We start from the raw sequence: 25,910 nt of genomic DNA, 5'->3' as shown, positions 1-25,910 counted from the left end.
ATGACCCTCTTCGACCCCGACCACTGGCAGGAGATCTTCGAGGCGCTGGCGAAGAACCGGCTGCGCACGCTGCTGACCGCCTTCGGCGTCTTCTGGGGGATCTTCCTGCTGGTCATCCTCCTCGCCTCCGGCAACGGCCTGCACAACGGCGTCATGGCCGGCTTCTCCAACGTCGCCACCAACAGCTTCTTCGTCTGGGGGATGCGCACCAGCAAGCCGTTCAAGGGGCTGCAGGCCGGTCGCTCGGTGGAGTTCACCAACGAGGACACCGAGGCGATCCGGCGCGAGGTGGCGAGCGTCGCCGTGGTCTCGCCGCGCGCCCAGCTCGGCGGCCACCGGGGCAGCAACATGGTGGTGCGCGGCGCCAAGTCGAGCGCCTTCTCGATCATGGGCGACCACCCGGAGATCTTCACCATCCAGTCGCAGGCGCTGCAGAGCGGACGTTTCATCAACCCGACCGACATCCGCGAAGCCCGCAAGGTGGCGGTAATCGGCACGCGACCGCTCGAGGTGCTCTTCGCCAAGGGGGAAGACCCGATCGGCGAGGCGATCGAGATCAACGGCGTCTGGTTCAAGGTCGTCGGCGTCTTCAAGTCGCGACAGAGCGGCGGCATGGCGGAGCGCGACGCCCAGACCATCTACGTCCCCTTCACCACCTTCCAGCAGGCGTTCAACTTCCGCAATCGCGTCCAGTGGTTCGCCGTGACCTCGAAGCCGGGCATCGCGGCCTCGGCGGCGCAGGAGGACGTGCTCGCCCTGCTGCGCGCGCGCCACCAGATCGCCCCGGACGACAAGCGGGCGATCGGCGGCTTCAACCTCGAAGAGCAGTTCGGCAAGATCCAGGGGCTCTTCGCCGGCATCGGCGCCCTGATGTGGCTGGTCGGCGTCGGCACGCTGGCGGCGGGCGCCATCGGCGTTTCCAACATCATGCTCATCATCGTGCGCGAACGGACCAAGGAGATCGGTCTGCGACGTGCGGTGGGAGCGACGCCGCTGTGGATCATGGCGCAGATCGTCGTCGAGGCGGTGATCCTCACCTCGACCGCCGGATTGCTCGGCCTCTGTGCCGGCGTCGGCGTGATGGAGCTCGTCGCCTCGTTCGTCCCCGCCACCGCCGCTGGCGGCGGACCCCAGATGTTCCAGAACCCCGGCGTCTCGTTCGGCAACGCCGTGCAGGCGGTGGCGATCCTCGTCGCCGCCGGCACGCTCGCCGGCCTCGCCCCCGCACAGCGCGCCATCGCCGTCACGCCGGTCGTCGCGCTGCGCACGGAGTAGACATGAAGAAGATCCTCGGCATCCTCCTCGCCCTGGCGTTCCTGGTCACCGTCGTCGGCACCGGCGTCTTCCTCTACCGCAAGTCGCGCACCGCCCCGGTCGTCTACCAGACGGCGAGCGCGCACCGCGCCACGATCATCAAGAAGGCGGTCGCCACCGGCTCGGTCGTGCCGCGCAAGGAGGTCGAGATCAAGCCGCAGGTCTCCGGCATCCTCGACCAGCTCATGGTCGAGCCCGGCCAGATCGTCAAGGCCGGCGACTTGGTCGCGCGGATCCGCATCGTCCCGAACATGGTCAGCCTGGCCAACGCCCAGAACCGCGTCGAACGGTCCAAGATCGGCCTGGAGCAGGCGCAGGCCGACTACGACCGCAATCAGGGGCTGGCCAAGGACGGCACGATCTCGCGAGCCCAGTTCCAGGTCTTCGAGATCGCCCTGCGCAATGCCACCGAGGAGTCCAAGGCGGCGCGCGACAACCTCGACCTGATCGAGCGCGGCACCACCTCGCGCATGGCAGCGACGACCAGCACGCTGGTGCGCGCCACCGTGCCCGGCATGGTGCTCGAGGTACCGGTCGAGGTCGGCCGCTCGGTGATCGAGGCGAACACCTTCAACGCCGGCACCACGATCGCGACGATCGCCGACATGGACGACATGATCTTCAAAGGGAAGGTCGACGAGTCCGAGGTCGGCAAGATCCGCCAAGGGATGCAGCTCCTGCTGACCATCGGCGCCATCGAGGGTCGCCAGTTCGAGGCGGTGCTCGAGCACATCGCGCCGAAGGGCGTCGAGGAAAACGGGGCCATCCAGTTCGAGATCCGCGCCGCGCTCAAGCCGCAGCGCGACCTGTTCATCCGCGCCAACTACAGCGCCAACGCCGACATCGTGCTCGATCGTCGCGACGACGTCGTCGCCCTCGACGAGAGCCTGCTGCAGTTCGAGGGCGAGAAGCCCTACGTCGAGGTCGAGACCGCGCCGCAGAAATTCGAACGACGCGACCTCGAGGTCGGCCTTTCCGACGGCATCCAGATCGAGGTGATCTCGGGTCTCGCGGAGAGCGACAAGGTCAAGAACCCGAACACCGATGCCGCGGCTGCGGCTGGCAAGCCGAGCGGCGCGACGCCGGCCGCCCGCGCCGGCGGCGGCGCCCTGGGCGCCGGCCGCGGACCGCGACACTGAGAACCCACACGTCCCGAGTGGAGATCCCGCCGATGCGCCGAACGATCGCCGTCCTCGCTCTCGCCCTCCTGGTTGGCACCACCCCGACTGCCATCGCGTTCGCCGCCGACCCGACCGCCGAGCCGGCCCGCAAGAGCGCCGGCTACGACCCGACCCGAGACCCCGCGCGGGATCTCGCCGCCGCTGTCGAGCGCGCTGGCCGCGAGCACAAGCGCATCCTGCTCGAGGTGGGCGGCGAGTGGTGCATCTGGTGTCACATCCTCGACGAGTTCCTCACCAGCCACGCCGAGCTCGGCAAGACCCTCGCGAACGACTTCGTCGTGGTGAAGGTGAACTTCAGCAAGGAGCAGAAGAACGAGGCGTTCCTCGGCCGCTATCCGAAGGTGGCCGGCTATCCGCACCTCTTCGTGCTCGAGGCCGACGGCACGCTCCTCCACTCGCAGGACACCGGCGAGCTCGAAGCCGGCAAGTCGTACGACGAGGCGAAGCTCGCCGCCTTCTTTGCCCGCTGGGCGCCGGGCAAGTAGCCGCCTCGGCTCTCCCGATCCCCCGCTGACGAGCGAAAGTTCGCTCGCCGCCCCCACTTCGCCCGGGCGGGTGCTACACTTCGCTAGCAGCGAAAGCACCTTCCGTGACCGTCTCCACCGAAAACCTGCGTCTCGTCCTCGGTCTCAAGCTCCGAGCGCTACGCCTGAAGCAGGGACTTCCGCTCAAGGACGTCGCCGAGAAGGCCGGGATGGCGGTTTCGTATCTCTCCGAAATCGAGAAGGGGAAGAAGTACCCCAAGGCGGAGAAGCTCCTCGACCTGTCGCGCGCCCTCGAGGTGCCGTTCGACGACCTGGTCTCGCTGCGCGTCGACGAGGATCTCTCGCCGCTCAAGACCTTCGCCGGATCGAACTTCCTGCAGGAGTTCCCCTTCGAGCTCTTCGGCGTCAAACCCGAAGACCTTTTCGATCTGGTCAGCGAAGACCCGGCCCGAGCCGGCGCCCTGGTCCGCACGTTCATCGAGATCAGCCAGCGCTACGACCTGCAGGTCGAGCACTTCCTCTTCGCGGCACTGCGCTCCTACCAGCAGCTCCATGCCAACTACTTCCCCGACCTCGAGGACACCGCTGCGGCGTTCCGCCGCCGCGAAGGGCTGGGCGCGAGCGAGCCTCCGAGCCCCGAGCGCCTGCGGCAGTTGCTCCAACGGCGACACGGCTACCGCGTCGACGAGACCTCGCTCTCGGGCCACCCGGAGCTCGCCGGCCTGCGTTCGGTGCTCGCCCGTCCGTCGCCGCCGCTGCTGCTCGTCAACCCTCGCCTCCTCCCCGCCCAACGCGCCTTCATCCTCGCCCGCGAGCTCGGCTACCTCGAGCTCGGACTGCGCGAGCGCCCTCGCACCTCCTCCTGGCTCAAGGTCGAGTCGTTCAACCAGGTGCTGAACAACTTCAAGGCCTCCTATTTCGCCGGCGCCCTGCTCATGGACCGCGAGCGGGTGGTCGCCGACCTCGCCGAGATCTTCCGCGCCGAGCGTTGGAACCCGGAGTTCCTCCTGCGCGGCATGCAGCGCTACCGCGCGACGCCCGAGATGCTCTTCTACCGGCTCACCGAGCTCGTGCCGCGCTTCTTCGGCCTGAAGGAGATCTACTTCCTCCGCTTCGGCCACCACGAGGGGAGCGACCGCTTCTCGCTCACCAAGGCGCTCAACCTGTCGCGCGTGCCGGTGCCGCACGGCGTCGGCCCCGAGGAGACCTACTGCCGTCGCTGGCTGGTCCTGGGGCTGCTCGGCGAGCTCGCGGCGCGGCGCCGCTCCGGCGACCCGATCGCCGCGCCGATCGCTCGCGCCCAGAAGGCGGCCTTCCTCTCCGACGGCGTCGAGTTCTTCGTCGTCGCCGCGGCTCGCCCGCTCGCCCTCGCCCAACGCGCCGACTCTGCCGTCTCGGTCGGCTTCCTGATCAACGACGCCTTCCGCTCGACGGTGCGTTTCGCCGACGACCCGGCCGTCCCCCGGCGCGAAGTGAACCTGACCTGCGAGCGCTGCCCCTTGCCGGACTGCGCCGAGCGCGCCGGCCCGCCGGCGCTCGCCGAGCGCGAGCGCCAGACGGCGCGACGCGAGGCGGCGCTCGCCGAGCTGCTCCGCTCGCTGCCCGCCTCCTGAGGAGCTGCCGCGGCCTCCCGCCGGCCGCGGTTCGCCTGCCGTCGTCGCGTTGGTAGGATCCGCGCCGACCGCGGGCGGAATTCTCCAGCGGGCCGCGCGGTTTTCTCGTTCGGCGAGGAGGCCGAAAAGACCATGATGTTCGACCCGATCTACCTGATGTTCATGCTGCCCGCCCTGCTGCTTTCGCTCTGGGCGAGCTTCCGGACGAAGTCGGCGTTCAACAAGTACTCGAAGGTCCGTGTCGCCACCGGCCTGACCGGCGCGCAGGCCGCCCAGCGGATGCTCGACGGGGCCGGGATCCACGACGTCAAGATCGTCCCCCACCAGGGGATGCTCAGCGACCACTACAACCCGGTGACCAAGACGCTGGCGCTCTCCGAGCAGGTCTACGGTGTGCCATCGATCGCCGCGGTCGGCGTCGCCTGCCACGAGGCCGGCCATGCCATTCAGCACGCCACCGCCTACAAGCCGCTCTGGCTGCGCTCGACGCTGGTGCCGACCGCCAACATCGGCTCGACGGTGGGCTACCTGGTGATGATGGCGGGACTCGTCATGTCCTCCACCAACATGGTGCTCTTCGGGGCGGTTCTCTTCTCGGCCGTGCTGCTCTTCCAGATCGTCACCCTGCCGGTCGAGTTCGACGCCTCGGCGCGCGCCAAGAAGCTGGCGGTGGCGGGCGGGATCGTCCTGCCGCAGGAGCGCGAAGGGATGGACCGCGTGTTGAACGCGGCGGCGATGACCTACGTGGCCGCGGCGATCTCGACGCTGCTCACGCTGCTCTACTTCCTCCTCCGCGCCGGTCTGCTCGGCGGACGGCGCGACTGAACGCGGTCTCGGTAGAAGACGGCCTGGTGCGGGCCGAGCGAAGGCCGGTGCTCCGACGAGCGCCGGCCTTCTTCGTCAGAACGGGTTGCCCAGGCTGAAGAACCAGACGTAGGCCGGCTCGCCGGGTGCGCGGTCGAGCTTCCAGCCCACCTCCAGCCGCAACGGGCCGACCGGCGACCGGTAGCGCACGCCGAACCCGGCCCCCCAGCGCAGCTCGTTCGGGTCGAGCTGCCGGCGGTCACGCCAGACGTTGCCGCCGTCGACGAACAGGGTCCCACCGAATTCGCCGGCGATCGGAAAGCGCCAGTCGAGGTTGACCAGCAGGAGCCCGTTGCCGCCCACGGGATTGCCGGAGATCACCGTCTCTCCGTCGACCCCGAGCAGGTCCTGGCCGAAGGCGCGGTGGGTCGTGCGACCGCCGGCGAAGAACCGCTCGTCGATCGGCACGTTGCCCGCCACCGCCGAGTCGTCCGGCAGCGCGACGCCGATCGGCTCGAGCAGTCCGGTGCGAAGGCCGGTCGCGAGCGTCCCGAGCGAACCGAGGTCGAGGTTGAACGAGCCCTGGAAGAAGAGCTTGACGAAGTGCGCGTCGGCCGAGAGGAGCGGCGAGGCGTACTGGACCTGGAGCAGGCCGTTCCAGCCGCGATGCGGATCGAGAGGATCGTCCCGCTTCTCGATGCCGACGACCGGCGTGAGGCTCGAGACCCGCGCGCTGCGACTGCCGATCGGCACGGCAAGGAAGTCGTCGACGCGCGGCAGCTCGACGATGTGGTAGTCGTAGACGAGCCGCAGCCGCCACGGCCCCTTCTCCCGGTTCAGGCCGACCTGCGTCCCCCAGCGGCGCAGATCGTAGGCGTCCCGCTGCTGCCGCTCCCAGTAGGTCGTCGCCGTCGCGTTCAGCGGCCAACCGAAGATCCTCGGCTCGGAGTAGACGAGGCGGAAGCGCGAGTCGCGCTGGCTCGACAGCAGGTCGAGCTGGAGATTGCCGGCGAGTCCGCCGAGATTGGACTCGCCGAGGGTGAGCAGCCCGCGGGTGCCGCCGTCGGAGTCGTAACCGGCACCGAGGCTCAATCGTCGCGTCTTGCCCTCCTCCACCTCGACCACCACGCCGCGGCGCTCTTCGTCCTCCGGTCCGGGAGCGAGCCGCACGTCGACGCGCGAAAAGAGGCCGAGGCGGTAGAGATCGCGCTCGGCGCCGAGCAGGCGGGCAGGGCTCGCCGGAGCCCCTTCGGGCAGGTCGATCAGGCGGCGGATCACCGCCTGCCGCGTCCGCCGGTTGCCGCGCACGGCGACGCGGTCGATGATCGTGCGCCGCCCCTCCAGGACCGAGATGCCGACTCGGGCCCGTTCGCCATGTTCGTCCCAGGCCACGTCCGACGAGACCAGGGCCTGGGCGAAGCCCTCGGCCTCGTACCGCGAACGGAGTTGCTCGAGGGCCTGGTCGAGCAGGATGCGGTGGTACGGCCCGCCGACGACCAGCGGCATCGGCTTCGTGAGCTCGGCGGGATCGAGGCTCTCGACACCGGAGAGAGCCAGCGACTCGACGGTGCGCCGCGGCCCCTCGACGATCGGGATCGTCAGGTCGAGCACGCCACCGCGCTCGTCGACTCGCGGCGTGCCGATGCGCGACTGCGCATAGCCGGCCAGGGCATAGGTCGAACGCAGATTCGAAAGGTCCTCGGCGAGCACCTCGTCGACCAGCCGACCGCTGCGCGGACGGAGCTTGCGGCGCGGGCCGGTGGTCATCCGGCGGGCGAGCTCCTCGCTCGACACCGAGGCGTTGCCTTCGAAACGGACATTGGCGATTTCGTAGAGCGGTCCGGGCTCGACCTCGAGGCGCAACCGGATGCGCTCCGGCGTACGCTCTTCGGTGCGTTCGACCTTGACCCGGTAGTGCCCGCGCGACTGGTAATCGCGCTTGATCAGGTTGAGCGCCTGCAGCACCAGGGCCTCGTCGTAGCCGAAGGAGCCGAGGAACGGCAGCAGCTTGCGCCGCTCGAGCTGACGCTGGTCGGCGCCGCGCACCACGACCTCGAGAAGCGGCCCGAGCGTGACCCGCAGCGTCAGGTCGACACGCCGGCCGTCGTCCGAAACCTGTTCCGTCGGCGCCTCGACGACGGCCAGTCGGAAGCCCCGCTCGAAGAGCCGGCGCTGCAGGCGCTCGGGCAGCTCGCGGACGACCGATTCGCGATAGCCGTCCCCGGCCTTCAGCCGCAGCGCCTTGAAGAGCTCGGAGCGATCGAGCTTGCCGAGCTCGCCGTCGAGCTGGATCTCGCCCACCCGGGCCCGTGGCCCGGCCGCGAGCCGGTAGGTCAGCACGGCCGATCGGCGACCGGCTTCGAAGTCGACCCCGAGGCGAACGGAGGAGCGAAAGTACCCTTCGGAGCGATAGAGCTCAGAGAGGCGGTAGCTGCCGCGCAGGATGCGATCCTCGACGAGCGGCTGCCCACCCTTCTGCGGCAGCACGGCGAGCAGCCGCGCACTATCGAGACCGAGCTCGCCTTCGACTCGGACCTCGCGGACCTGCACCGCCGTACGCACGACGAAGACCAGCGCCAGCCCGTCGGCGCGCTCCTGCGTCCAGGCCTCGGCGCTTTCCGCCAGGCCGGTCGCCGCCAGGGCGCGCAGGGCCGCCTCGACCTGAGCCGGGTCGAACGGCTCGCCCTCGCCGATCCCGAGGACGGCATGCAGGCCCTCCGGAGCAGCGATCGGACCGTCGCCGCGCAACTCGACCGCGACGATCCGGCGCCCGACCGCGGCGGAGGGCTCGTGCTTCGCCGGCTCGACCGCCGCCGCCGCTCCGGCGGCCACGACGAATGAGGCCCCGAGGGCCCAGAGCGCGAGCCGCCACCGGTCGGATCGGCGCACCCTAGAACCTCTTCTCCCAGCGCAGGTCGGCGGCATAGGTCTCGCTGCCGTTCTGCGTCAGCACGACGAGGAGTTGATCGCTCACCTGCCACTCGACCTGCACCTGCTGCTGCTCGGTCGTCGACGGGTCGAGGGTGTAGGTGACGTAGAGCCGGCGCGAGAGTCGCTTGCCGACGGTAATGCGGGCCGACGAGACGACGTCCCGGCTGGTGGTCAGCGGGTCGATGCGCAGCTTGTCGAGCCCGAAGAGCCCTTCGACCCGCGACGAGATCAGCGACGCGGCCTGGCTGTACAGCAGGGCCTCGGCCTGCAGACTGCCCGCCCCGTCCGTCGTCCCGGTCGCCACCGGCAGCGGAGCCGCGCCCTCGCTCGACACCGGCTGGCCGACGGCGAGCAGACCGAGCACGTCGAGGCTCGGCAGCGGCGGGTCGGAGGTGAACGAGGCCGACAGGCGGTCGAAGGTCCCGGAGAGCGACATCGTCACCTCGTACTCCTCGACCTTGGCACGGGCCTCGAGATCGACCACCGGCTCGATGCGCAGCGGATTCGAGAAGGTCAGCCGCGCCCGTTCGACCGAGTAGTCGGTGCCCGAATAGACGAGCTTTCCGCCGCGCTCCGCTTCGACGCGGCCGAAGAGCGCCGGCTGCGCGAGCGTGCCGCGCAGCGACAGGTCGGCGCTCCCACGCAGGTCGGCGAGGTTGTTGCGCACCCGCAGCGCCTGCGGCGCCTGCAAGGTGAGCGCCAGCGAGGTCCCCGCCAGGAGGTCGTCGGTCGTGCCTGCGGAGAGCCGCTGCCGTTCGAGAATCCGCCCGAGGACCTGACCGACGTTCGCCGGCAGATCCTGCAGGAAGTAGGCACGGTCGAGCCGGACGGTGCCGCGCAGCACTCGCCCTTCGTCGAGCGACTGCAGCGTCAGGTCGGCATCGCCGCGCAGCAGCCAACCGGCCGGATAGCGCAGGCTGACCTTCTCGGCGGCGACCTGGAACCGATAGTCCGGCCCGTCACCTCCGTCCGTCCGCTCCCAGACCACCGTGCCACCCGCCCGCAGGCGCCCCCCGCCGAGCTCGGCGGTGAAGGTGTCGAGGACCGCCCGGTCGGGGTAGAAGAGAACCGAGGCGCGCACCTGGTCGAAGGTGTGAGGAAAATCGGCGAGGAGGATCTTGCCGTCCGAGAGCTCGGCCTGTCCGTTGAAGCGCGGCCGGTCGATCGTGCCGCGAACGGCGGCGAGCATGTCGATCTCTCCGGAAAGCGTCAGCGCCGGCAGATAGCGACCGAGAAGTGCCGCCGGCACGCTGGCCTGGAGTCGCAGGTCGAGCTGCCGCTCCCGCGCGAGGTCGACGAGGCCGGACAGCACGATCTCCCCGCCGCTGCCGCGCTCCCCGAGGTAGAGCGAGCGGAGGTCGACGCGCCCACCGGCGATGTCGAGCGTCACCGGCTGGAGCGCGGAGAGCCGATAGTCCGCGTAATCGAGCTCCACCGCCGGCAGGCTGAGCCGGGCGCGCAGCGGCGCGTCGCCGAAGGGATCGCCCTCGACGTGCAGCGAGCCGCGGAGGCTCCCCGTCACGCCGAGGTCCTCCGGCAGGCCGGCGAGGAGCGCCAGGCGCGGCAGGTCCTGCGCCACGAGTTGCAGGTCGAGACGCGACGAGCCCTTGCCGAACGGTCCGCCGCCGGTCACCTCGACGAGACCGAACAGCGACCCCTCCGCCCGGGCGGCGCCGTCGTTCCAGCGCAGGCTGAGGCTTGCGTCGGGCAGGGACGTCTGCCCGACCTGGACGCCCGCGGTACGCCAGGTCAGCGCGAGATCGGGAGCGGCAAAGCGACCGCGCAGCGTCCCACCGAGCTCGCCGACACCGCTCAACGGCGCCGGGAGCAGCGCGGAAAACGGCGCTGCCGCCAAGTCGAGCCCCGGGGCGGAGAACTGGAAGTCGAGGCTCTCCTCGGGGAGTCCGTAGCGACCGGAGGCGGCGATCTGGCCCGCCGGAAGGCGCGCCGCGAGTCGCTCGACCTGAACCCCGGCGGGATCGAAGCGCAGCGCCGCCTCGAGCGAATCGAGGTCGACACCGTACGCGGTCGCGGGAGTGACGGTGAGGCGAGCACGCCCGGCGAGGGCCGCCAGCGTCCCGGCGAGCTCGACGTCGCCGCGCACGGGGCCGGCTAGGGGAAGCGACATCGGCAGCCACGGCATCAAGGACGCCGCGGGCCAGTCGGCGAGAGCGACATGGAGCGCGAGCGGCTGCGTCTCGGCAAACGGCAGATCCCCTCCCAGGGTGACCGAGGTCGCGCCCTGGTGGGCGGTGAGACGAATCCCCGAAAGTCCGTTGGCGTCGACCCCCATCTCGCCGTCGACCCGCTCGGCCGCGAGCCCGCGGGAGACGGCGTGCTCGAGCTCGAGAGCGAAGCGGCTCGCCACCGCGTGAGGGCGCAGCTCGAGCCGCCCGGTGACCCGGCCAGCGCCTCCTGTCGGATACCAGAGAGGAAGATCGGCCGGATCGACAGCGACCGGCAGGAGGCGGACGAGCGCCGCGAGCCGATCGGTCGTCACGCTGAAGTCGAAGTCGCCGCTCTCGGCCGCCAGCTCGTAGCTTCCGCGCGCGTCGACCGACGCGACTTCGCCGACGAGCGTGAGCTCCCGGCTGGTCAGGCGACCTCCGCCGAAGTCGAAGCGAACCGGTCCGGAGAGCGCCACGGCGTCGGGCCGCCCCGCCGGGATCGCCTCGAGATCCAGCGCACCGGTCGTCTCGCCGCCGTCACCGAGCGGCACGCTGAGCCGCAGTGTGCCGGTCAGCACCGCGTCGAGCGGAGCGCCGAGAACGATCTCCCGGCTCGCCAGCAGGCGCTCGACCGAAGCCGCCGCCACTTGGAGGTCGAGACCGAGGGTGATCGGCCGGGCAGCGAAATCGAAGCGCACGCTTCCGTCCACCGAGCCGTCGAGCGCCTGAGCCGAGACCCCGTCGAGGAGCAGGTGCGCACCGTCCAACGCGAGCCTTCCGGTCACCTGGTGGATTCCCAGGTTCCAGAAGTCGAACGTCGGCACCTCGAAGGTGCCCGTGACCTGCCACGGACGATCGGGCTGCCAGAGGAAGTGGGCATCGGCCTTCACCTGCCCGGCGAGCTCGGCGTCGAGAAGGCCGAGGTCGCGTGCCAGCCGGTCGCTGGTCTCGACGCGACCGTCGAGCCGCACCCGCGTGCCGCGGCCCCATCGCACGTCGCCGTCGAGATGCGCGACCAGGTCGGGACCGGAGACCTCCACCGAGTGCATCTCGAGACCGTTCGCGGCGAGCGCGACCTGCGCCGTCACCGTCGCGGCGTACGACTTCGCTCCGGGGAGCTCCACCGCGGCGCTCGCCACGTGCACGCCGCCGAGCAGCGTGTCCCCCGAGCCCACCAGATCGGCCTCGATGCCGCGGGCAACGACCGACAGCGGCACCCGCTCGTCGCCGAGATCGAAGAGGCCGTCGCGGATCTCGAGTCCGGCGAGCCGCAGACGCAACCGTCCCGCTCCCGTCCCGCTCCTGCCGAGGCGCGGCAGGTTGTCGGAATCGTCGGCAAGGAGCTGGAGCCGGAAGACCGGGCGCTCGAGCAGCACCTCGTGCAGCGTCAGTCGCGGACGGCTCAGCCCTTCGAGGTCGGCGACCAGCGAGAGGTGGGCGATCTCCGCGAGCGCCGGATCGTCCGGGCGAGGGCCGGCGACGGTCACCCCCCACGCCTCGAGCGAGAGCGGCACAGCCGACAGCGCCAGGCGCTCGCAACGCACGCGCCGGCCGAGCAGCTCGCCGAGCCGCGCCTCGACCAGCACGCGCGAGCGTTCCGCCAGCCAGCCGCTGCGCAGCGACCAGGAGAAGAGGCCGACGCCAAGCGCCAGGAGGGCCAGCGACCAACCGAGCGGCCGAACGAGCCAACGCCGCAGGCGACCGGGAACGCCCGGGGCTCCGCCGCTCGTCGCCATCTACTCTCCCCAGTGGAGCTTGGCGCGCAACGTGTCGAAGAAGGCGCGCGACGTCGTCCGGACGAGTCGCGCGGCGGTCGAAGAGCGACGGAAGCGGACGCGGTCGCCGTGCACCAGATCGCCGCCCTCCTGTCCGTCAACCGTCAGGTAGACCTGCTCGCGCGGGGTCACCAGCGCGACCTCGATCTCCGAGCGATCGGGCACGACGATCGGGCGGAGCGAGAGGGTGTGCGGACAGATCGGCGAGATGACGGTGACCGGAAGCTGCGGATCGAGGATCGGACCACCCGCCGAGAGGCTGTAGGCGGTCGAGCCGGTGGGCGTCGACAGGATCAGACCGTCGGCCCGGTAACGGGTCACCGCGCAGCCGTCGACCGCGAGGTCGAGCTCGATGATGCGCGCTTCCGCCCGCTTGGCGAGCACCGCGTCGTTGAGCGCCCGATAGAGCTGAACCTCTCCGCTGGCACGCACCAGCTCCACGTCGGCGAGCGATCGCTCCTCGATCCGAAAGCGGCCGGCGAGCACGTCGACCAGGCTCGGATAGAGCTCGTGGCGGGTGATCTCGGTGAGGAATCCGAGCCGGCCGAGATTGACCCCGAGGATCGGCGCGTCACCACCGAGGGTGCGGGCCACGGAGAGCAGCGTGCCGTCGCCCCCCAGCACCACCACCAGCTCGCAGCCCGCCTCGGGGAGCGGATGCGAGAGCGCGGCCAGGCTGGGCTGCGCAGCCGCCGTGGCCGGCTCCACCAGCACCTTGCAGCCACGCCGCTCGAGCCATTCGACCAGCTCGCGGGCGGTCAGCAGTGCCTCGCGGCTCGACCGCTTGGCCACCACACCGATGCGGGTCAGCTCGCGCATGTCGCTCATCGCGGTTTCCTCAGCCAGAGAAAGGCCTCGCGGTTGCCGTCGGCTCCCGGCAGAGCCGAGTCGCAGCGGCCGACGAGGTCGAGCCCGAGCGCGGCAAGCTCGGCGGCGCGCTGCTCGATCACCGCGAGCCGAGTCGCTTCGTCGCGCACGATGCCGCCCTTGCCGACCGCGGCGCGCCCGACCTCGAACTGCGGCTTGACGAGCGGCAGGAGGTCACCGCCCGGGGCGAGATGGGCGAGCAACGCGGGGACGACCTTGAGCAGCGAGATGAACGAGACGTCGACCGTCGCCAGCCCGGCCGGCTCGGGCAGGGCATCGGGAGCGAGATGACGGGCGTTGACCCGCTCGATGACGACCACACGCGGATCGGCGCGCAGCCGCGCGTCGATCAGGCCGAAGCCGACGTCGAGGGCGTAGACGCGCAGCGCTCCGCGCTGCAGGAGACAGTCGGTGAAGCCGCCGGTCGAGGCGCCGACGTCGAGGCAGACGCGACCGGCCGGATCGATGGCGAAGTGATCGAGGGCGCCGGAGAGCTTGCGCCCGGCCCGCGAGACGAACGGCTCGCGCTCGCGCACCGCGAGCCCGACATGCGGGCCGACGGCGGTACCCGGCTTGTCGAGCCGACGCCCGTCGACCTCCACCGCGCCGGCCATGACGGCGCGGCGCGCCTGTTCGCGGCTCGCGAAGAGCCCGCGCTCAACCAGCAGTTGATCGAGCCGCACCGGGGAGCGCCTCGGCGGAGGGCGTCGCGGTAGCCTGCTCGGCCGGGACGGCAGCGCGCGGCGCTCCGGCGGCGAAGAAGCGGCGGAGGCGGAAGTAGATCCCTTCGGCATCCAGGCCGAGGACCTTGCGCAAGACCTCCTGCGAGCCGTGCGGAACGAAGCGATCCGGCACGCCGTGAAGCATCGTCGAAACGCCGGCGAGCTCGAGCTCGGAGATCGCCTCGACCACGGCCGAGCCGAACCCTCCGCTGACCGCGTGCTCCTCGACCGTGGCGATCCGGCCGCCGCCCGCGAGCTGGCTGGCGAGCAGCTCGCGATCGAGTGGCTTGACGAAGCGCGCGTTGACCACCGTCAGGTCGACGCCCTCCTTCGCCAAGCGCTCGGCGGCCTCGAGGGTCGGGTAGACGGTCGAGCCGATGGCCCAGACGAAGCCGTCCCGCCCGCGCCGCAGCACCTCGGCCTTGCCCACCGGGACCGCCCGGAAGACCTCGTCGAGCGGGACACCGATGCCGTTGCCGCGCGGGTAGCGCAGCGCCGCCGGGTGCTCCTGCTCGAGGGCGGTGGCGAGCATGTGCTGCAGCTCGTTCTCGTCCTTCGGCGCCATGACGATCGCGTTGGGGAAGATGCGAAAGAAGGCGTAGTCGAACAGACCGTGGTGCGTCCAACCGTCGTTGCCGGCGATGCCGCCGCGGTCCATGGCGAAGACCACCGGCAGGTCCATCAGGCAGACGTCGTGGAAGATCTGGTCGAAGCCGCGCTGCAGGAAGGTCGAGTAGATCGCCACCACCGGCTTGACGCCGCCGAGGGCCAGGCCGCCGGCGAGCGTCACGCTGTGCTGCTCGGCGATCCCGGTGTTGAGGAACCGCGTCGGGAAGCGCTCGGAGAACGGAACGAGCCCGGTGCCGTCGGGCATCGAGGCGGTGATCGCCACGACCCGCGGGTCGCGCTCGGCCAGGGCGAGGAGCGCCTTGCCGAAGACCGCCGTGTAGCTCGGCGCGCCACCCCCCTTGCCCTTCTGGATCCCCTTGACCGGGTCGAAGGCCGACGGGCCGTGGTATTCGACCGGCTCGTCCTCGGCGTACTTGTACCCCTTGCCCTTCGTGGTGATGGCGTGCACCAGAACCGGACCGTCGATCTGCTTGGCGCGCTCGAGCACGTCGAGCAGATCGCCGACCGAGTGACCGTCGACGGGGCCGACGAAGCGGAAGCCGAGCTCCTCGAAGAGCGTGCCCGGCGTGAAGACGTGCCGCACCCCCTCCTCGAGACCCTTGGCGACTTCGATCATCTGATCGCCGACGCCGGGAACGCGATGCAGCAGCTTCTTCACGTCGTCCTTGAGCTTGGTGTAGTGCCGGCCGGCCATCAGCTCCTTGAGATAGTGCGTCAAGGCGCCGACGCTCGGGCTGATCGACATCGAGTTGTCGTTCAGCACGACGATCATCCGCGTGCCGAGGTGCCCGGCCTGGTTCATCGCCTCGAAGGCCATGCCGGCGGTCATCGAGCCGTCGCCGATCACCGCGACCACGTGGTGCTTCTCCCCGCGCTGGTCCCGGGCGAGGGCGAGTCCCAGGGCGGCGGAGATCGACGTCGAGGCGTGCCCGGCGGCCACCACGTCGTACTCGCTCTCGTTGCGCAGGCAGAAACCGGAGAGCCCGCCATACTGCCGCATCGTATTCATCCGGTCGCGGCGGCCGGTGAGGATCTTGTGCGGGTAGGTCTGATGGCCGACGTCCCACACCAGCAGATCCCGCGGCGTGTCGAATGCGTAGTGGAGCGCGACCGCCAGCTCCACCGAACCGAGGTTCGAGGAAAAATGGCCGCCGGTCTGGGAGACGCAACGCACGATCTCCTCGCGCAGCTCGTCGGCCAACGCGTCGAGCTGCCCGCGCTCGAGCTTGCGCAGGTCGGCAGGAAGATGGACTTGGTCGAGCAGGCTCATGTCAGTGGTCTCGTGCGGCGAGGAAGTCGGCGAGCGACCGGAATAGGTCGTGCCGCCCGGGCAGTCCGGTCGTGCGGGCCGTCGCCGCGCCGCGCAGCCGTTCGAGCTCCTGCCGGCTACGCGGCAGGTCGTAGAGGGCCGGATAGGTCAGCTTGTGCGCACGAGCATCCTTGCCCGCGGTCTTGCCGAGCGCTCCGGCGGTGCCCACGACGTCCAGAATATCATCGGCGATCTGGAACATCAGTCCGAGCGTGAACCCGAAATCGCGGAAGCGCGCTCGGGTTTCCGCGTCCGCTCCGGCGTGCAGCGCCCCGAGCTCGAGGCTCGCGGCGAGCAGCGCGGCCGTCTTGCCGCGATGGATCCGTTCGAGCGCCGCCTCGGGGTCGGCAGGCCACGCGGCCTCCGCCTCGACGTCTTCCATCTGGCCGCCGATCATCCCCGCGGTGCCGATCGCTTCGCCGACGAGCGCGACAGCGGCGCGTCGCCGCTCCGCCGGAGCGTCGGCCGGCTCGGCGGCGAGGGTCGTCAGACCGAGCGTGAGCAAGGCATCCCCGGCGAGCACCGCGGTCGCCTCGTCGTAGCGGCGATGCACCGTCGCCCGGCCGCGGCGCAGGTCGTCGTCGTCGAGCGCGGGCAGATCGTCGTGCACCAGGCTGTAGGTGTGGATCATCTCGATCGCCGCGCCAGGGGCGAGCGCCACCTCCCGCCCGGCCCCGCACGCCTCGGCGGCGAGCAGGGTGAGCGCCGGCCGCAGACGCTTGCCGCCGGCGAAGGTGCAGTAGCGCATCGCTTCGTGGAGTCGGCGAGGAGCCCGCTCGACGGCGGGGAGCAGGCGGTCGAGCTCGGCGTCGATCCGCGGCAGGACGTCGCCGAGGTAGGCGAGGAACGCTTCAGGCCGGCTCATCGCTCCCGTCCTCGCGCAGGCAGAAGGGCATCGCCATCACGGCGAGCAGCATCCGCTGCACCTCGACGTCTCCCCAGTTGTGCTCGAAGAGGCCGGCCACCGCAAACCCCAGGACCGCCGCCATGACGCCGAGGTGAAGGTCCGCCGGTCCGCTGCCGGCGCGCTCGGCGCGGCGCAATCCACGCCAGGCGGCGAGCATCGGCACGGCGAGCAGGGCGAGCAGGGCGACGAGCGAGAGCAGCCCGCGCTCGGCCGCCACCTGCAGGAAGGTGTCGTGCAGGTGCGGAACGCGAAAGCGCGGCGCGGTCGGATGGCGATAGAGCGGATAGCGGATCTTCACCTGGTCCGGGCCGATGCCGAGCAGCGGTTGCTCGGCGATCATCTGGGCGCCCGCGGCAGCCATGCACAGGCGGTCGTAGTTCGACGTGTCGTCTAGGTCGACGATCGACAGCGCCCGCGCGACCCAGGGCACCGGCGCGAGCAGCAGCAGCAACGCGGCGACCGGCAGATAGGCGGCGAGCAGGCGCGGCGCACGGGCGAGCGCCAGACCGGTGAAGGCCACCGCGACGGCGACCCAGGCACTCCGGGTGAGGCTGCCGAGCAGGGCGACGTTGATCAGCGCCAGCGCCGACCAGCGGAAGAGCGGTCGAGCCAGCAGCCGCCAGAACGGATGGGATTCGGCCGGGCGCGCGGTCGGCCGCACCAGTTGGGCGACGAGCAGCAGGTCGACCACCAGCAGCACGCCGGAGAAGGTCATGTAGTGCGAGAACGGGCCGCGGATCCGCAGGTCGATGCCGCCGTAGCCGAAGAAGTACTGCACCAGCCCGTGCACGGCGAAGGCCGAGGCCGCGAGGATCATCAGGTCGACCAGGCGACGCGTCTGCCGCTCGCCACGCACCGAAAGCACGGCAAGCGGCAGGGCCGCGAGGGCGAAGAACTCGGAGAGCGAAGCCAGACTTGCCAGCGGATCGCTCGACGCGGCGATCGCGGCGAGCAGGAAGAGCAGGTAGAGCGCCGCGGCGGCGAGCAGCGGAGTGCCGCGCCGCCAGCCGGCGAAGCGTTGGCGCAACGTCCAGGGCGCGGCGAGCAGGGCCAGGGCCAGCAATCCGTTCGACACCGCCAGACCGAAGAGGCCGAGCAGATGCGACGCGTAGAGCCAGAATGCCGACGTCGCGCGGCGGTCGGCTACGGCCACACCCTCGTGCTCCGGGGCGCTTCTGGGTTCCTGCTCAGCGGCCGAGGACACTCGCCGGCAGCGCGTCTTCTTCGAGCAGGATGGGGATGTCCGAGACGATCGGGTAGACCAGCTGCGACGCCTCGCAGAAGAGCCCCTGGGTCACGACCGGCTCTTCGTCGCGGAAGTGCTCGCGGTACTTCTGGGCGAGGTCGCGACAGACGTCGGCCGGCAGATCGACGAGCGCCAACGGCGCGCGGCTCTTCGGGCAAACGAGAATCTCGAGCAGCTCTTGGTCGACGGCCATCGCGGGGTCACCTCCTCGGGCGCCAACATAGCATGCCCCCCGGGCCCTCCGGCAGGCCACGAGGCTTGCCTGTGCTACGCTTCAGCGTTCCGGGCGGCGCCCCTCCCTCCGCCGTCCCCGTCCCTGCGCACCCCCCATTGGAGGCCCCCGTGTTCCAGAACTCCCGGCAGAACCGACCGCTCGGTGGCCCGACGTCCATGGCGTCCGGGCGGCGCCCGGATGCGGCGACCACGAGCGAGGGACAGCCATGAGCGCGACGCTCTGCCGCGGTTGCGGCGCACCGCTCACCCTCGAGTTGGCCGACCTCGGCTCGTCGCCGCTCGCCAACTCCTACCTCGAACCGGCCGCGCTCGCCGCCGCCGAGCCGTTCCTGCCGCTCTGCGTCTACGTCTGCACCGAGTGCTGGCTCGCCCAGCTCCCGGAGTGCGCCACGCCCGAGGCGATCTTCTCCGACTACTCCTACTTCTCCTCCTTCTCCGAGAGCTGGCTTGCGCACGCCCGCGCCTACGTCGCGATGGCGGTCGACCGTTTCGCTCTCGACGGCACGAGCCAGGTGGTGGAGATCGCCAGCAACGACGGCTACCTGCTGCGCTGGTTCGTCGAACGCGGCGTGCCGGTGCTCGGAATCGAACCGGCGGCCAACGTCGCCAAGGTCGCCGAGGCGTTGGGCATCCCGTCCCTGGTGCGCTTCTTCGGCAGCGAGCTCGCCCGCGAGCTCGTCGCCTCCGGCCGGCGTGCCGACCTCCTGCTCGGCAACAACGTCCTGGCCCACACGCCGGCGCTCAACGACTTCGTCGCCGGGATGAAGATCCTCCTCGCCCCTGGCGGGGCGATCACCATGGAGTTTCCCCATCTCGTACGACTGGTCGAGGGCAACCAGTTCGACACCATCTACCACGAGCACTTCTCCTACTTCTCGCTCGTCGCCGTGGAGCGGGTGTTCGCGCGACAAGGGCTCTCGCTCTTCGATGTCGAGGAGCTCCCCACCCACGGCGGCTCGCTGCGGATCTATGCCCAGCACGCCGGCGGACCTCATCCGGTCTCTCCGCGGGTGGCCGCGCTCGCGGCGCGCGAACGGGAGCTCGGCGTCGAGGCGAACGACTACTACCGCACCTTCGCCGAGAAGGTGCGGGAGACCAAGCGCGGACTGCTCGAGTTCCTCATCGCCGCCAAGCGCGAGGGGCGCAGCGTCGTCGGCTACGGCGCTCCGGCGAAGGGCAACACGCTGCTCAATTTCTGCGGCGTGCGCACCGACTTCCTCGACTACACCGTCGACCGCAGCCCGCACAAGCAGGGGCGATTCCTCCCCGGCACGCGGATTCCGATCCACGCCCCCGAGCGCATCTTCGCCACGCGCCCTGACTACGTGCTCGTCCTGCCGTGGAATCTGCGCGACGAGATCGCCGAGCAGATGGCCGGCGTTCGCGCGTGGGGCGGACGATTCGTCGTCGCCGTCCCCGAGGTCGAGGTCTTTTGAGATTCCGCCCCACCGCCCTGCCCGGGGTCGTCGTGGTCGAGCCCGAGCGCCTCGCCGACGCACGCGGCTTCTTTGCCCGCACCTTCTGCGCCCGCGAGTTCGCGGCTCACGGTCTCCCCGAGCGCTTCGTCCAGGCGAGCCTGTCGTTCAATCCGCGGCGCGGCACGCTGCGGGGGATGCACTTCCAGGAGGCCGGATCCGGCGAGGGGAAGCTCGTCCGCTGCACCCAAGGCCGGATCCACGACGTCGCGCTCGACCTGCGGCGCGACTCGCCCGCCTTCCGCCGCCATCTGAGCCTCGAGCTTTCGGCCGAGAACCGGCTCGCTCTCTACCTGCCTCCCGGCGTCGCCCACGGCTTCCTCACCCTCGACGAGGGCTGCGAGGTGCAGTACCAGATGACGGAGTTCTTCGATCCCGCCGCGGGGCGCGGCGTGCGTTTCGACGACCCGGCGTTCGGCATCCTCTGGCCGGAAGCGGTCGAGGTCGTCTCGGACCGCGACCGCACCTACCCGGATTTCTCCTAGCTCGACCGTCCGCGCGTTCCACCGCCCGGGACCCGGGCGCCGGGACGACCGCGGCACCGCTCCGCCGGTTCGACGGCGGAGCGGCGAAGCGGTGGAACGGACTATCGGGGCGCAGGCGCCGGCGTCGCGGCACCTGCCGGCAACGGCGCCAGGCTCGGGAGCGCCGGCGTCGCCCGGGCAGCGCGTGGTGCGCGCGAGACACGGGGCGGCGGGGTGACCGGCGACGGCACCGCGGGAGGCGGCGGAGGCGCGATCGCCGGCGGCGGAGTCGGCGCCTCCCCATCCTCGCGCGCCTCGGGTGCCTCGAGCTCTTCGGCGTCTTCGGACGTCGCGGCTTCTCCCCCGTCCGCGAACGCCGACGCCATCTCGCGTCCGATCTGCTCGCCGAGACGTTCGAGCTCCCGCAGTTGCGGCGCGATCTCGGCCTGGAGTCGACTCATCTCCCGGCTCAGGCGCTCGACCTCGAGGCGACGCTCGGCGCTGAGCCCTCGCGTCGCCTTGTCGGCCGCCAACGCCGCTTCGGCGTGCAAGCGGGCGAGCGCTTCGGGCGAGGCCAGCTCGCGGTGGAGCTCGTCCATCGCCCGTTCGATCTCGCGCCGGCGCTCGTCGTTTCCCTGCCGCAACTCCTGCTGGAGCCGCTCGAGCTCCCGACCGACCTCCTGCCGCGCCGCGTCCTCGATTCGGATCAGCTCGGCCGCGCTCGGCACAGCCGCCATCGCCGCGCTCGCGGCGTGCATGCCCTCGGCGGTTGCCCGCTGCGCCTCGGCGATCTGCCGTGCGAGCTCCTCGCTCGACGGCATCTCGCGGCGGACCTTCTCCATGGCCCGGCGGGCCTCGCGGGCGGCGTCCCGCACCGCCTTGCGAGCCTGTCGCAGCTCGCGCCGGACGGCTTCACGCTCTTCGGGCGTCAGCTCGCTCCAGTGGCGACCGTCGACCTTCCACGATTCCTCGCGGTCGGAGGGCTCGGGAGTGCTCTCGTCCGCCGACTCGGGCGTGACGACCGGCGCCGGGGCGGCAACCGGGGCCGGCGCGGCAACCGGCGCCGGTCGCGCGGCGCCGACCTGCTCGACCGGATCGACGACCGCGCTGTCCTCGGCAAAGCTCCCCGGAGCCAGGCCGGGAGCGAAGGCGACGAGCGCCACCGCCGCGAGGCCGCTGCCCAGGCGAACCCAACGGAGCGGGATCTCCCGCACCTCGCCGACGCCACGGTCGAGGAGCCGGCGAACCCTCCCGACCAACCTCCGCGACTCGCTGGCGAATCCCGGTGCCAGACGCGCCTGTTCCACCGGCAGCCCCCACGACGCCACTTCGGCGAGGCAACGGGCCAGCCCCTCGGGATCCCCGGTCCAGCGCACCGCCCGTGCGTCGGCGAGCCACTCCGAAAGCTCGACCAGCCGACGGCGAGCGAAGCGGTTGAACGGCTGAAGACTGCCGACGGTCTCGGCGAGTCGCGCCAACAGGAGCCAGGCCGGATCGCGGCGTGCGTGATGGGCGAGCTCGTGGGCGAGCAGCGCGCGGCGCTCGCGTTCGCCGAGCGACGACAGGACCCGGCGGGGCAGACAGATCTCGCGGCGCATCACCCCGAGGGCGATCGGCACGCCGAGCGACGGGGTCTCGGTGAGACGCACCGGGCGCTCGCCCGCCGCGCTCAAGAGCTCGTCGAGCTGCTGCCGTGCCTCCCGGTCCGCCACTTCGCGGCGACCGCGCAGGCGACGGCGGAGCGCCGAAGCGGCGAGCAGCAAGAAGCCGCTGCCGACGAGGGCCAGGCCGACCCAGACGGCGGCTGCGCCCGCGGCAAGCTCGAGGGGAAGCATCCGCGACGGCTCCACCGCTGCGACCGCGGCGGAGGGCGGAGCGAGGTCGAGGACGATCGCCGACACCGGTGCCGGAGCCGGCCGCCACAGACTTGCGGCCTCCTGGCGGAGAGCCGGCCAACCGAGTTGCAGGCTCGCGGTAAAGAACCCGGCGAAGAGGGCGAGACGCCAGATCGCCTCTTCGGCCCGAGGCGCCCGGCCGGCGACGAAACGCGACAGGCCCCACGCCAGGGTGAGCAAGAGGGTGCTGTGGACCAGGTAGGTCAGGCACCAGGCACCCGCCACGCGGAGCCCGTGGACGCCGGCGGGCCAGAGTACGGCCAATTCGTGTGGCAGGTTCATCGCTCGTCCTCCTCGTTGCCGCGCGCGGCGAGCATGCGACGCAACTCCTCGACCTCTCCGGCCGAGATCTTCCGCTCTTCGAGCAGGTGGCTCACCAGCGCCGCCGCCTGACCGTCGAAGAGGCGCTGCGTCAGCTCGTCGACCATCGACCGCCGCACCTCGCCTTCGCTGACGGTCGCCTCGTACAGGAACTTACGGCCGTCCACCCGGTGGGTTACGGCACCCTTCTTCTCGAGCTTGACCAGCATCGTGGCGATCGTCGTCGGGGCGAGACCGCGCTCGTCGAGCAGCGCTTCGTGCACGTCGGCGACACTCACCGCGCCGCGCGACCAGAGGACGCGCATGATCGCGAGTTGCAGGTCTCCCAGCGTCATCGGTTCTTTCATCGGCAGCCTCCTCTACGACCGCGATAGTACTACTTCGGTAGTTGATGTCAAGACACCGCGGAGGAGCGCGGTAGACTGACCGGGTGAGCGCCCATCCTTCGCTTTCGACGCTCGACCCGGCCGGCGCCGGCCAGGCGATGCACGATTTCGCCGCGCGGCTCTTCCCGATCCCACGCAGCCTCACCGGAGACGGGGTGCGGGCCACCCTGCTCGCCCTGCGCGAGCTCGTCCCGCTGTCGTTCCACGAGGTCCCGAGCGGCACCCAGGTGTTCGACTGGACCGTGCCGCAGGAGTGGAACCTGCGCCGCGCCGTGCTCCGCGGCCCGGACGGCACCGTCGTCGCCGACAGCGACGAGCGGAACCTCCAGGTCGTCGGCTACAGCACCCCGGTGCGCACGCGACTTCCGCTCGCCGAGCTGCGCCCCCGGCTCCATTCGCTGCCCGACCGGCCGGACTGGATCCCCTACCGGACCAGCTACTACCGCGAAACCTGGGGGTTCTGCCTGCCCCACCGGGTCGTCGAGGCGCTCCCGGAGGGCGACTACGACGTCGAGATCGACGCCACCCTGGAGAGCGGGTCGCTCAGCTACGGCGAGCTCTTCCTTCCCGGTTCGAGCGACGACGAGGTCCTCGTCTCCTGCCATGTCTGCCATCCGTCGCTCGCCAACGACAACCTCTCCGGCATCGCCGTCTCGACGTTTCTGGCCCGCGAGCTGGCGAGACGCGAGCGACGACTCGGCTACCGTTTCCTCTGGATTCCCGGCACCATCGGTTCGATCACCTGGCTGGCACGCAACGAAGCGGCGGTCGGTCGCGTTCGGCACGGCCTCGTGCTCGCCAACCTCGGCGACCCGGGCTCGTTCCATTTCAAGCGCAGCCGGCGCGGCACGACCGAGCTCGATCGCGCGGTCGGGGTGGCGCTGCGCGACATCGGCGAGCCGTTCGTCCTCGAGGAGTTCGTGCCGTTCGGCTACGACGAGCGCCAGTACTGCTCGCCGGGGTTCGACCTCGCCGTGGGCCTGCTCTCGCGCACCCCCTGGGGTCGCTACCCGCAGTACCACACCTCGGCCGACGACCTGTCGTTCATCCGGCCCGAGGCGCTCTCCGGCTCGCTCGCCGCCTGCCTCAAGATCGTCGAGCTGCTCGAGAAGAACCTGCGCTACCGCAACCTGAATCCCCGCTGCGAGCCGCAGCTCGGCAAGCGTGGCCTCTACCGCACCCTCGGGGGCGACGACTCCGGGCGCGAGCGCGAGCTCGCGCTGCTCTGGACCCTCAGCCTCTCCGACGGCGAGCACGACCTGCTCACCATCTCCGAGCGCTCGAAGCTGCCGTTCGCGCGACTCGCCGAGGCAGCCGCGGCGCTCGTCGACGCGCAACTGCTCGAGCCGCTCTGACGCCGTTCAGGGTCGGCGCGGCGGGTGATTGACGACCAGCTGCATGCGCTTGCCGGGCAGCAGGACCGTCCCCCCTTCGATCCCCTTCGCGCGCAGGCGCTCGAGTTGGCGGTCGACGACGACGTAGACACGCCGGTCCGACTCCCACCAGCTCTTGAGCTCCTCGACGGTCGGGAAGCGCTCGCGTCGCTGTTCGGGCGAGAGCTGCGAGACCCCGAAAGCCAGGTCCTTGTGCGGCTCGGCCGACTCGACGAACCGCTCGAGATAGAACGGCAGGCTCTGGCGATAGCCGCCGAAACAGACCACCCGGTCTCCGGGCTCGAGACGACTCGCCAGGACCTCGGCGATCTTCCGGCTCGAGCGGGTCGGTCCCTCGATCGCCACCAGCGCCCAGAGTGCGGCGCAGAGCAACGCCGAGGCGCGAAGCGTCGGCCCGGCGATCTCCCCGGGGCGCTCCTTGAGGGAACGCAACAGCAGCGCACCGCCTGCGGCAGCCGCGGCCAGGGAGAGCAGGAGCGCCCAGGGATGGAGGGCATGCGCCTCGCCGAGCGGCGGCACGCTCGCCGGCAACAACCCGGTCGTGGCCAGAGCGGCGGCGGCGCCGACGCTGAGCACGATCGCCGCGGAGACCCCGAGCGCGACGCGCTCGCCGACCGACCAGCGGGCGGAGGCCGTCGCCGGTCCGCCGACGAGCATCGCCGCGAGGAGGGCCAGCGGCGGCGCCGCCGGCAGGACGTACGGCGCGAGCTTCGAATGGGAAGTCGAGTAGAACAGCACCACGAAGCCGATCCAGCAGAAGAGGAAGAGCAACGCGCCGTTCTCCTCCCGCCAGCGCCGGAAGCCAGAACCGGCGAACAACCTCGGCAATCGCCCCAACAGGCCGATCCACGGCAGGCATCCGGCGGCGAGCACGGCGAAGAAGTACCAGAACGGCTCGCCGCGCTCGGCGATCGGCGTCGTGTAGCGCAGGAAGTGCTCGTGCACGAAGTAGAACTGGACGAAGCTCGGATTGCGACGCGCGACCAGGACGTGCCAGGGAACGGCGACGGCGAGGAAGAGCATCGTGCCGCTCACCCACGGCACCTCGCGCAGGAGACGCCAGCGTCCGGAGAGGAGCAGGTAGAAGAAGATCACCCCTCCCGGCAGAACGATTCCGACGAGTCCCTTGGCCAGCACCGCGAGAGCCGAGCCACCGAAGAGGGCCGCCCATCCCGCGAGGCGCCGACGGCGCTCCGCCGCCCCGTCCTGCGCCATCCAGAAGCCGACCAGCGCCAGGGTGACGAAGAACGTCAGCGTCATGTCGAGCGTCGCGACGTGCGACAGGCTGAAGAAGTAGGGGCTCGCGAGCAGCAGTCCGCCGGCCAGCCAGGCGGTGCGACGCGGCGCGAGCGCCAACGCCATCCGAACGAGCAATCCCGCGGTCCCGAGGCCGAAGAGTGCCGTCCAGAAGCGCACGCCCACCTCGCGGTTGCCGAGCAGACGCAGCGCCGAGGCGGTCAGCCAATAGTGGAGCGGCGGCTTCTCGAAATAGAGCGTGCCGTCGAGACGGGGGGTCACATAGTCGCCGCTGGCGAGCATTTCGCGGGGGATCTCGCCGTAGCGTCCCTCGTCCGGGTCGAGAAGCGGCACCGTGAACAACGGGACGACGTACAGGAGCAGTGCCAGCGTCAGCAGCACCAGGTGGCGCGGTCGTCGCCAGAACGGGGCATCGCCCGGGGCTCCCGTGGCGCCTCGCAGCGACTCGGCGTGGGTCGGCATCATCGGATTCTCCACCGGCGGCGCTCACGCCGCCCGCGCTAGAATAGCCCGCCGGCACGCCCTTCCGGAG

General features: G+C 70.9%; 19 protein-coding genes. 8 read left to right on the top strand and 11 right to left on the bottom strand.

The genetic code is table 11. The features are described from left to right. The 5 genes from IPJ17_08040 to IPJ17_08020 all read left to right on the top strand — a co-directional run bounded on the left by IPJ17_08040 (position 1) and on the right by IPJ17_08020 (position 5,418). Positions 1-1,275 (top strand): ABC transporter permease, encoded by a 1,275-nt coding sequence (locus IPJ17_08040; protein QQR75509.1) that lies wholly within the window; start codon positions 1-3, stop codon positions 1,273-1,275. Positions 1,276-1,277: 2 nt separating this feature from the next. After that, positions 1,278-2,453 carry an efflux RND transporter periplasmic adaptor subunit gene (locus IPJ17_08035; GenBank protein ID QQR75508.1) on the top strand — a complete coding sequence of 392 codons (1,176 nt, stop codon included), beginning with the start codon at positions 1,278-1,280 and terminating at the stop codon, positions 2,451-2,453. A gap of 32 nt (positions 2,454-2,485) precedes the next feature. Next, the gene (locus IPJ17_08030; GenBank protein ID QQR75507.1) at positions 2,486-2,980 is read left to right on the top strand and encodes a thioredoxin family protein; all 495 of its coding nucleotides are present in this window, start codon (positions 2,486-2,488) and stop codon (positions 2,978-2,980) included. A 104-nt stretch (positions 2,981-3,084) separates the two neighbouring features. Beyond that, the gene (locus IPJ17_08025) at positions 3,085-4,593 is read left to right on the top strand and encodes a helix-turn-helix domain-containing protein (GenBank protein ID QQR75506.1); all 1,509 of its coding nucleotides are present in this window, start codon (positions 3,085-3,087) and stop codon (positions 4,591-4,593) included. A 132-nt stretch (positions 4,594-4,725) separates the two neighbouring features. Then, positions 4,726-5,418 (top strand): zinc metallopeptidase, encoded by a 693-nt coding sequence (locus IPJ17_08020; protein QQR75505.1) that lies wholly within the window; start codon positions 4,726-4,728, stop codon positions 5,416-5,418. 75 nt (positions 5,419-5,493) lie between these two features. Here IPJ17_08020 and IPJ17_08015 read toward each other — a convergent pair whose 3' ends face one another. Genes IPJ17_08015 through IPJ17_07980 form a run of 8 tightly spaced genes read right to left on the bottom strand, consistent with a single transcriptional unit; the run spans position 5,494 to position 18,145 of the window. Continuing rightward, positions 5,494-8,286, bottom strand: a complete 2,793-nt coding sequence (locus tag IPJ17_08015) for a BamA/TamA family outer membrane protein (protein QQR75504.1) — start codon at positions 8,284-8,286, stop codon at positions 5,494-5,496. A gap of 1 nt (position 8,287) precedes the next feature. Further along, positions 8,288-12,232, bottom strand: coding sequence for a translocation/assembly module TamB domain-containing protein (locus IPJ17_08010; protein QQR75503.1), 3,945 nt, complete (start codon positions 12,230-12,232; stop codon positions 8,288-8,290). After that, positions 12,233-13,090: an NAD(+)/NADH kinase gene (locus IPJ17_08005; protein QQR76122.1), complete on the bottom strand. Its 858-nt coding sequence runs from the start codon at positions 13,088-13,090 to the stop codon at positions 12,233-12,235. A 5-nt stretch (positions 13,091-13,095) separates the two neighbouring features. After that, on the bottom strand, positions 13,096-13,821 hold the full coding sequence (locus IPJ17_08000) for a TlyA family RNA methyltransferase (GenBank protein ID QQR76252.1): 726 nt from the start codon (positions 13,819-13,821) through the stop codon (positions 13,096-13,098). Next, positions 13,796-15,760, bottom strand: a complete 1,965-nt coding sequence (locus tag IPJ17_07995) for a 1-deoxy-D-xylulose-5-phosphate synthase (GenBank protein ID QQR75502.1) — start codon at positions 15,758-15,760, stop codon at positions 13,796-13,798. The genes IPJ17_08000 and IPJ17_07995 overlap by 26 nt, the downstream gene beginning before the upstream one ends. A 1-nt stretch (position 15,761) precedes the next feature. Continuing rightward, entirely contained in the window at positions 15,762-16,664 is a 903-nt protein-coding gene (locus IPJ17_07990; protein QQR75501.1) for a polyprenyl synthetase family protein, read from the bottom strand. Continuing rightward, entirely contained in the window at positions 16,651-17,859 is a 1,209-nt protein-coding gene (locus IPJ17_07985) for an O-antigen ligase family protein (protein ID QQR75500.1), read from the bottom strand. Before IPJ17_07985 ends, IPJ17_07990 begins: the two co-directional genes overlap by 14 nt. A 34-nt stretch (positions 17,860-17,893) precedes the next feature. Further along, positions 17,894-18,145 (bottom strand): hypothetical protein, encoded by a 252-nt coding sequence (locus IPJ17_07980; protein ID QQR75499.1) that lies wholly within the window; start codon positions 18,143-18,145, stop codon positions 17,894-17,896. Positions 18,146-18,392: 247 nt separating this feature from the next. On the opposite strand from IPJ17_07980, the gene IPJ17_07975 reads away from it, so the two are divergent. Beyond that, a complete protein-coding gene (locus IPJ17_07975) occupies positions 18,393-19,622 on the top strand; it encodes a methyltransferase domain-containing protein (GenBank protein ID QQR75498.1) in 1,230 nt (409 codons plus the stop codon). Beyond that, positions 19,619-20,146, top strand: coding sequence for a dTDP-4-dehydrorhamnose 3,5-epimerase (rfbC, locus tag IPJ17_07970; protein ID QQR75497.1), 528 nt, complete (start codon positions 19,619-19,621; stop codon positions 20,144-20,146). Before IPJ17_07975 ends, rfbC begins: the two co-directional genes overlap by 4 nt. A 101-nt stretch (positions 20,147-20,247) precedes the next feature. Here the strand turns inward: rfbC and IPJ17_07965 are convergent, their stop codons facing one another. Together IPJ17_07965 and IPJ17_07960 are read right to left on the bottom strand one after the other, a co-directional pair. Further along, complete coding sequence (locus tag IPJ17_07965) at positions 20,248-22,302, bottom strand: M48 family metalloprotease (GenBank protein QQR75496.1); 2,055 nt, start codon at positions 22,300-22,302, stop codon at positions 20,248-20,250. After that, positions 22,299-22,688 carry a BlaI/MecI/CopY family transcriptional regulator gene (locus IPJ17_07960; GenBank protein QQR75495.1) on the bottom strand — a complete coding sequence of 130 codons (390 nt, stop codon included), beginning with the start codon at positions 22,686-22,688 and terminating at the stop codon, positions 22,299-22,301. The genes IPJ17_07965 and IPJ17_07960 overlap by 4 nt, the downstream gene beginning before the upstream one ends. A 137-nt stretch (positions 22,689-22,825) precedes the next feature. Between IPJ17_07960 and IPJ17_07955 the strand changes: the two genes are divergently transcribed. Continuing rightward, the gene (locus IPJ17_07955) at positions 22,826-24,082 is read left to right on the top strand and encodes a DUF4910 domain-containing protein (GenBank protein ID QQR76121.1); all 1,257 of its coding nucleotides are present in this window, start codon (positions 22,826-22,828) and stop codon (positions 24,080-24,082) included. Between the two features lie 6 nt (positions 24,083-24,088). Here the strand turns inward: IPJ17_07955 and IPJ17_07950 are convergent, their stop codons facing one another. Next, complete coding sequence (locus IPJ17_07950; GenBank protein QQR75494.1) at positions 24,089-25,843, bottom strand: phospholipid carrier-dependent glycosyltransferase; 1,755 nt, start codon at positions 25,841-25,843, stop codon at positions 24,089-24,091. Positions 25,844-25,910: the final 67 nt, after the last annotated feature.

The sequence above is a fragment of the Holophagales bacterium genome (assembly GCA_016699405.1).
GTDB lineage: Bacteria > Acidobacteriota > Thermoanaerobaculia > Multivoradales > JAGPDF01 > JAAYLR01.
This window is presented reverse-complemented; position numbering and strand designations above follow the sequence as displayed.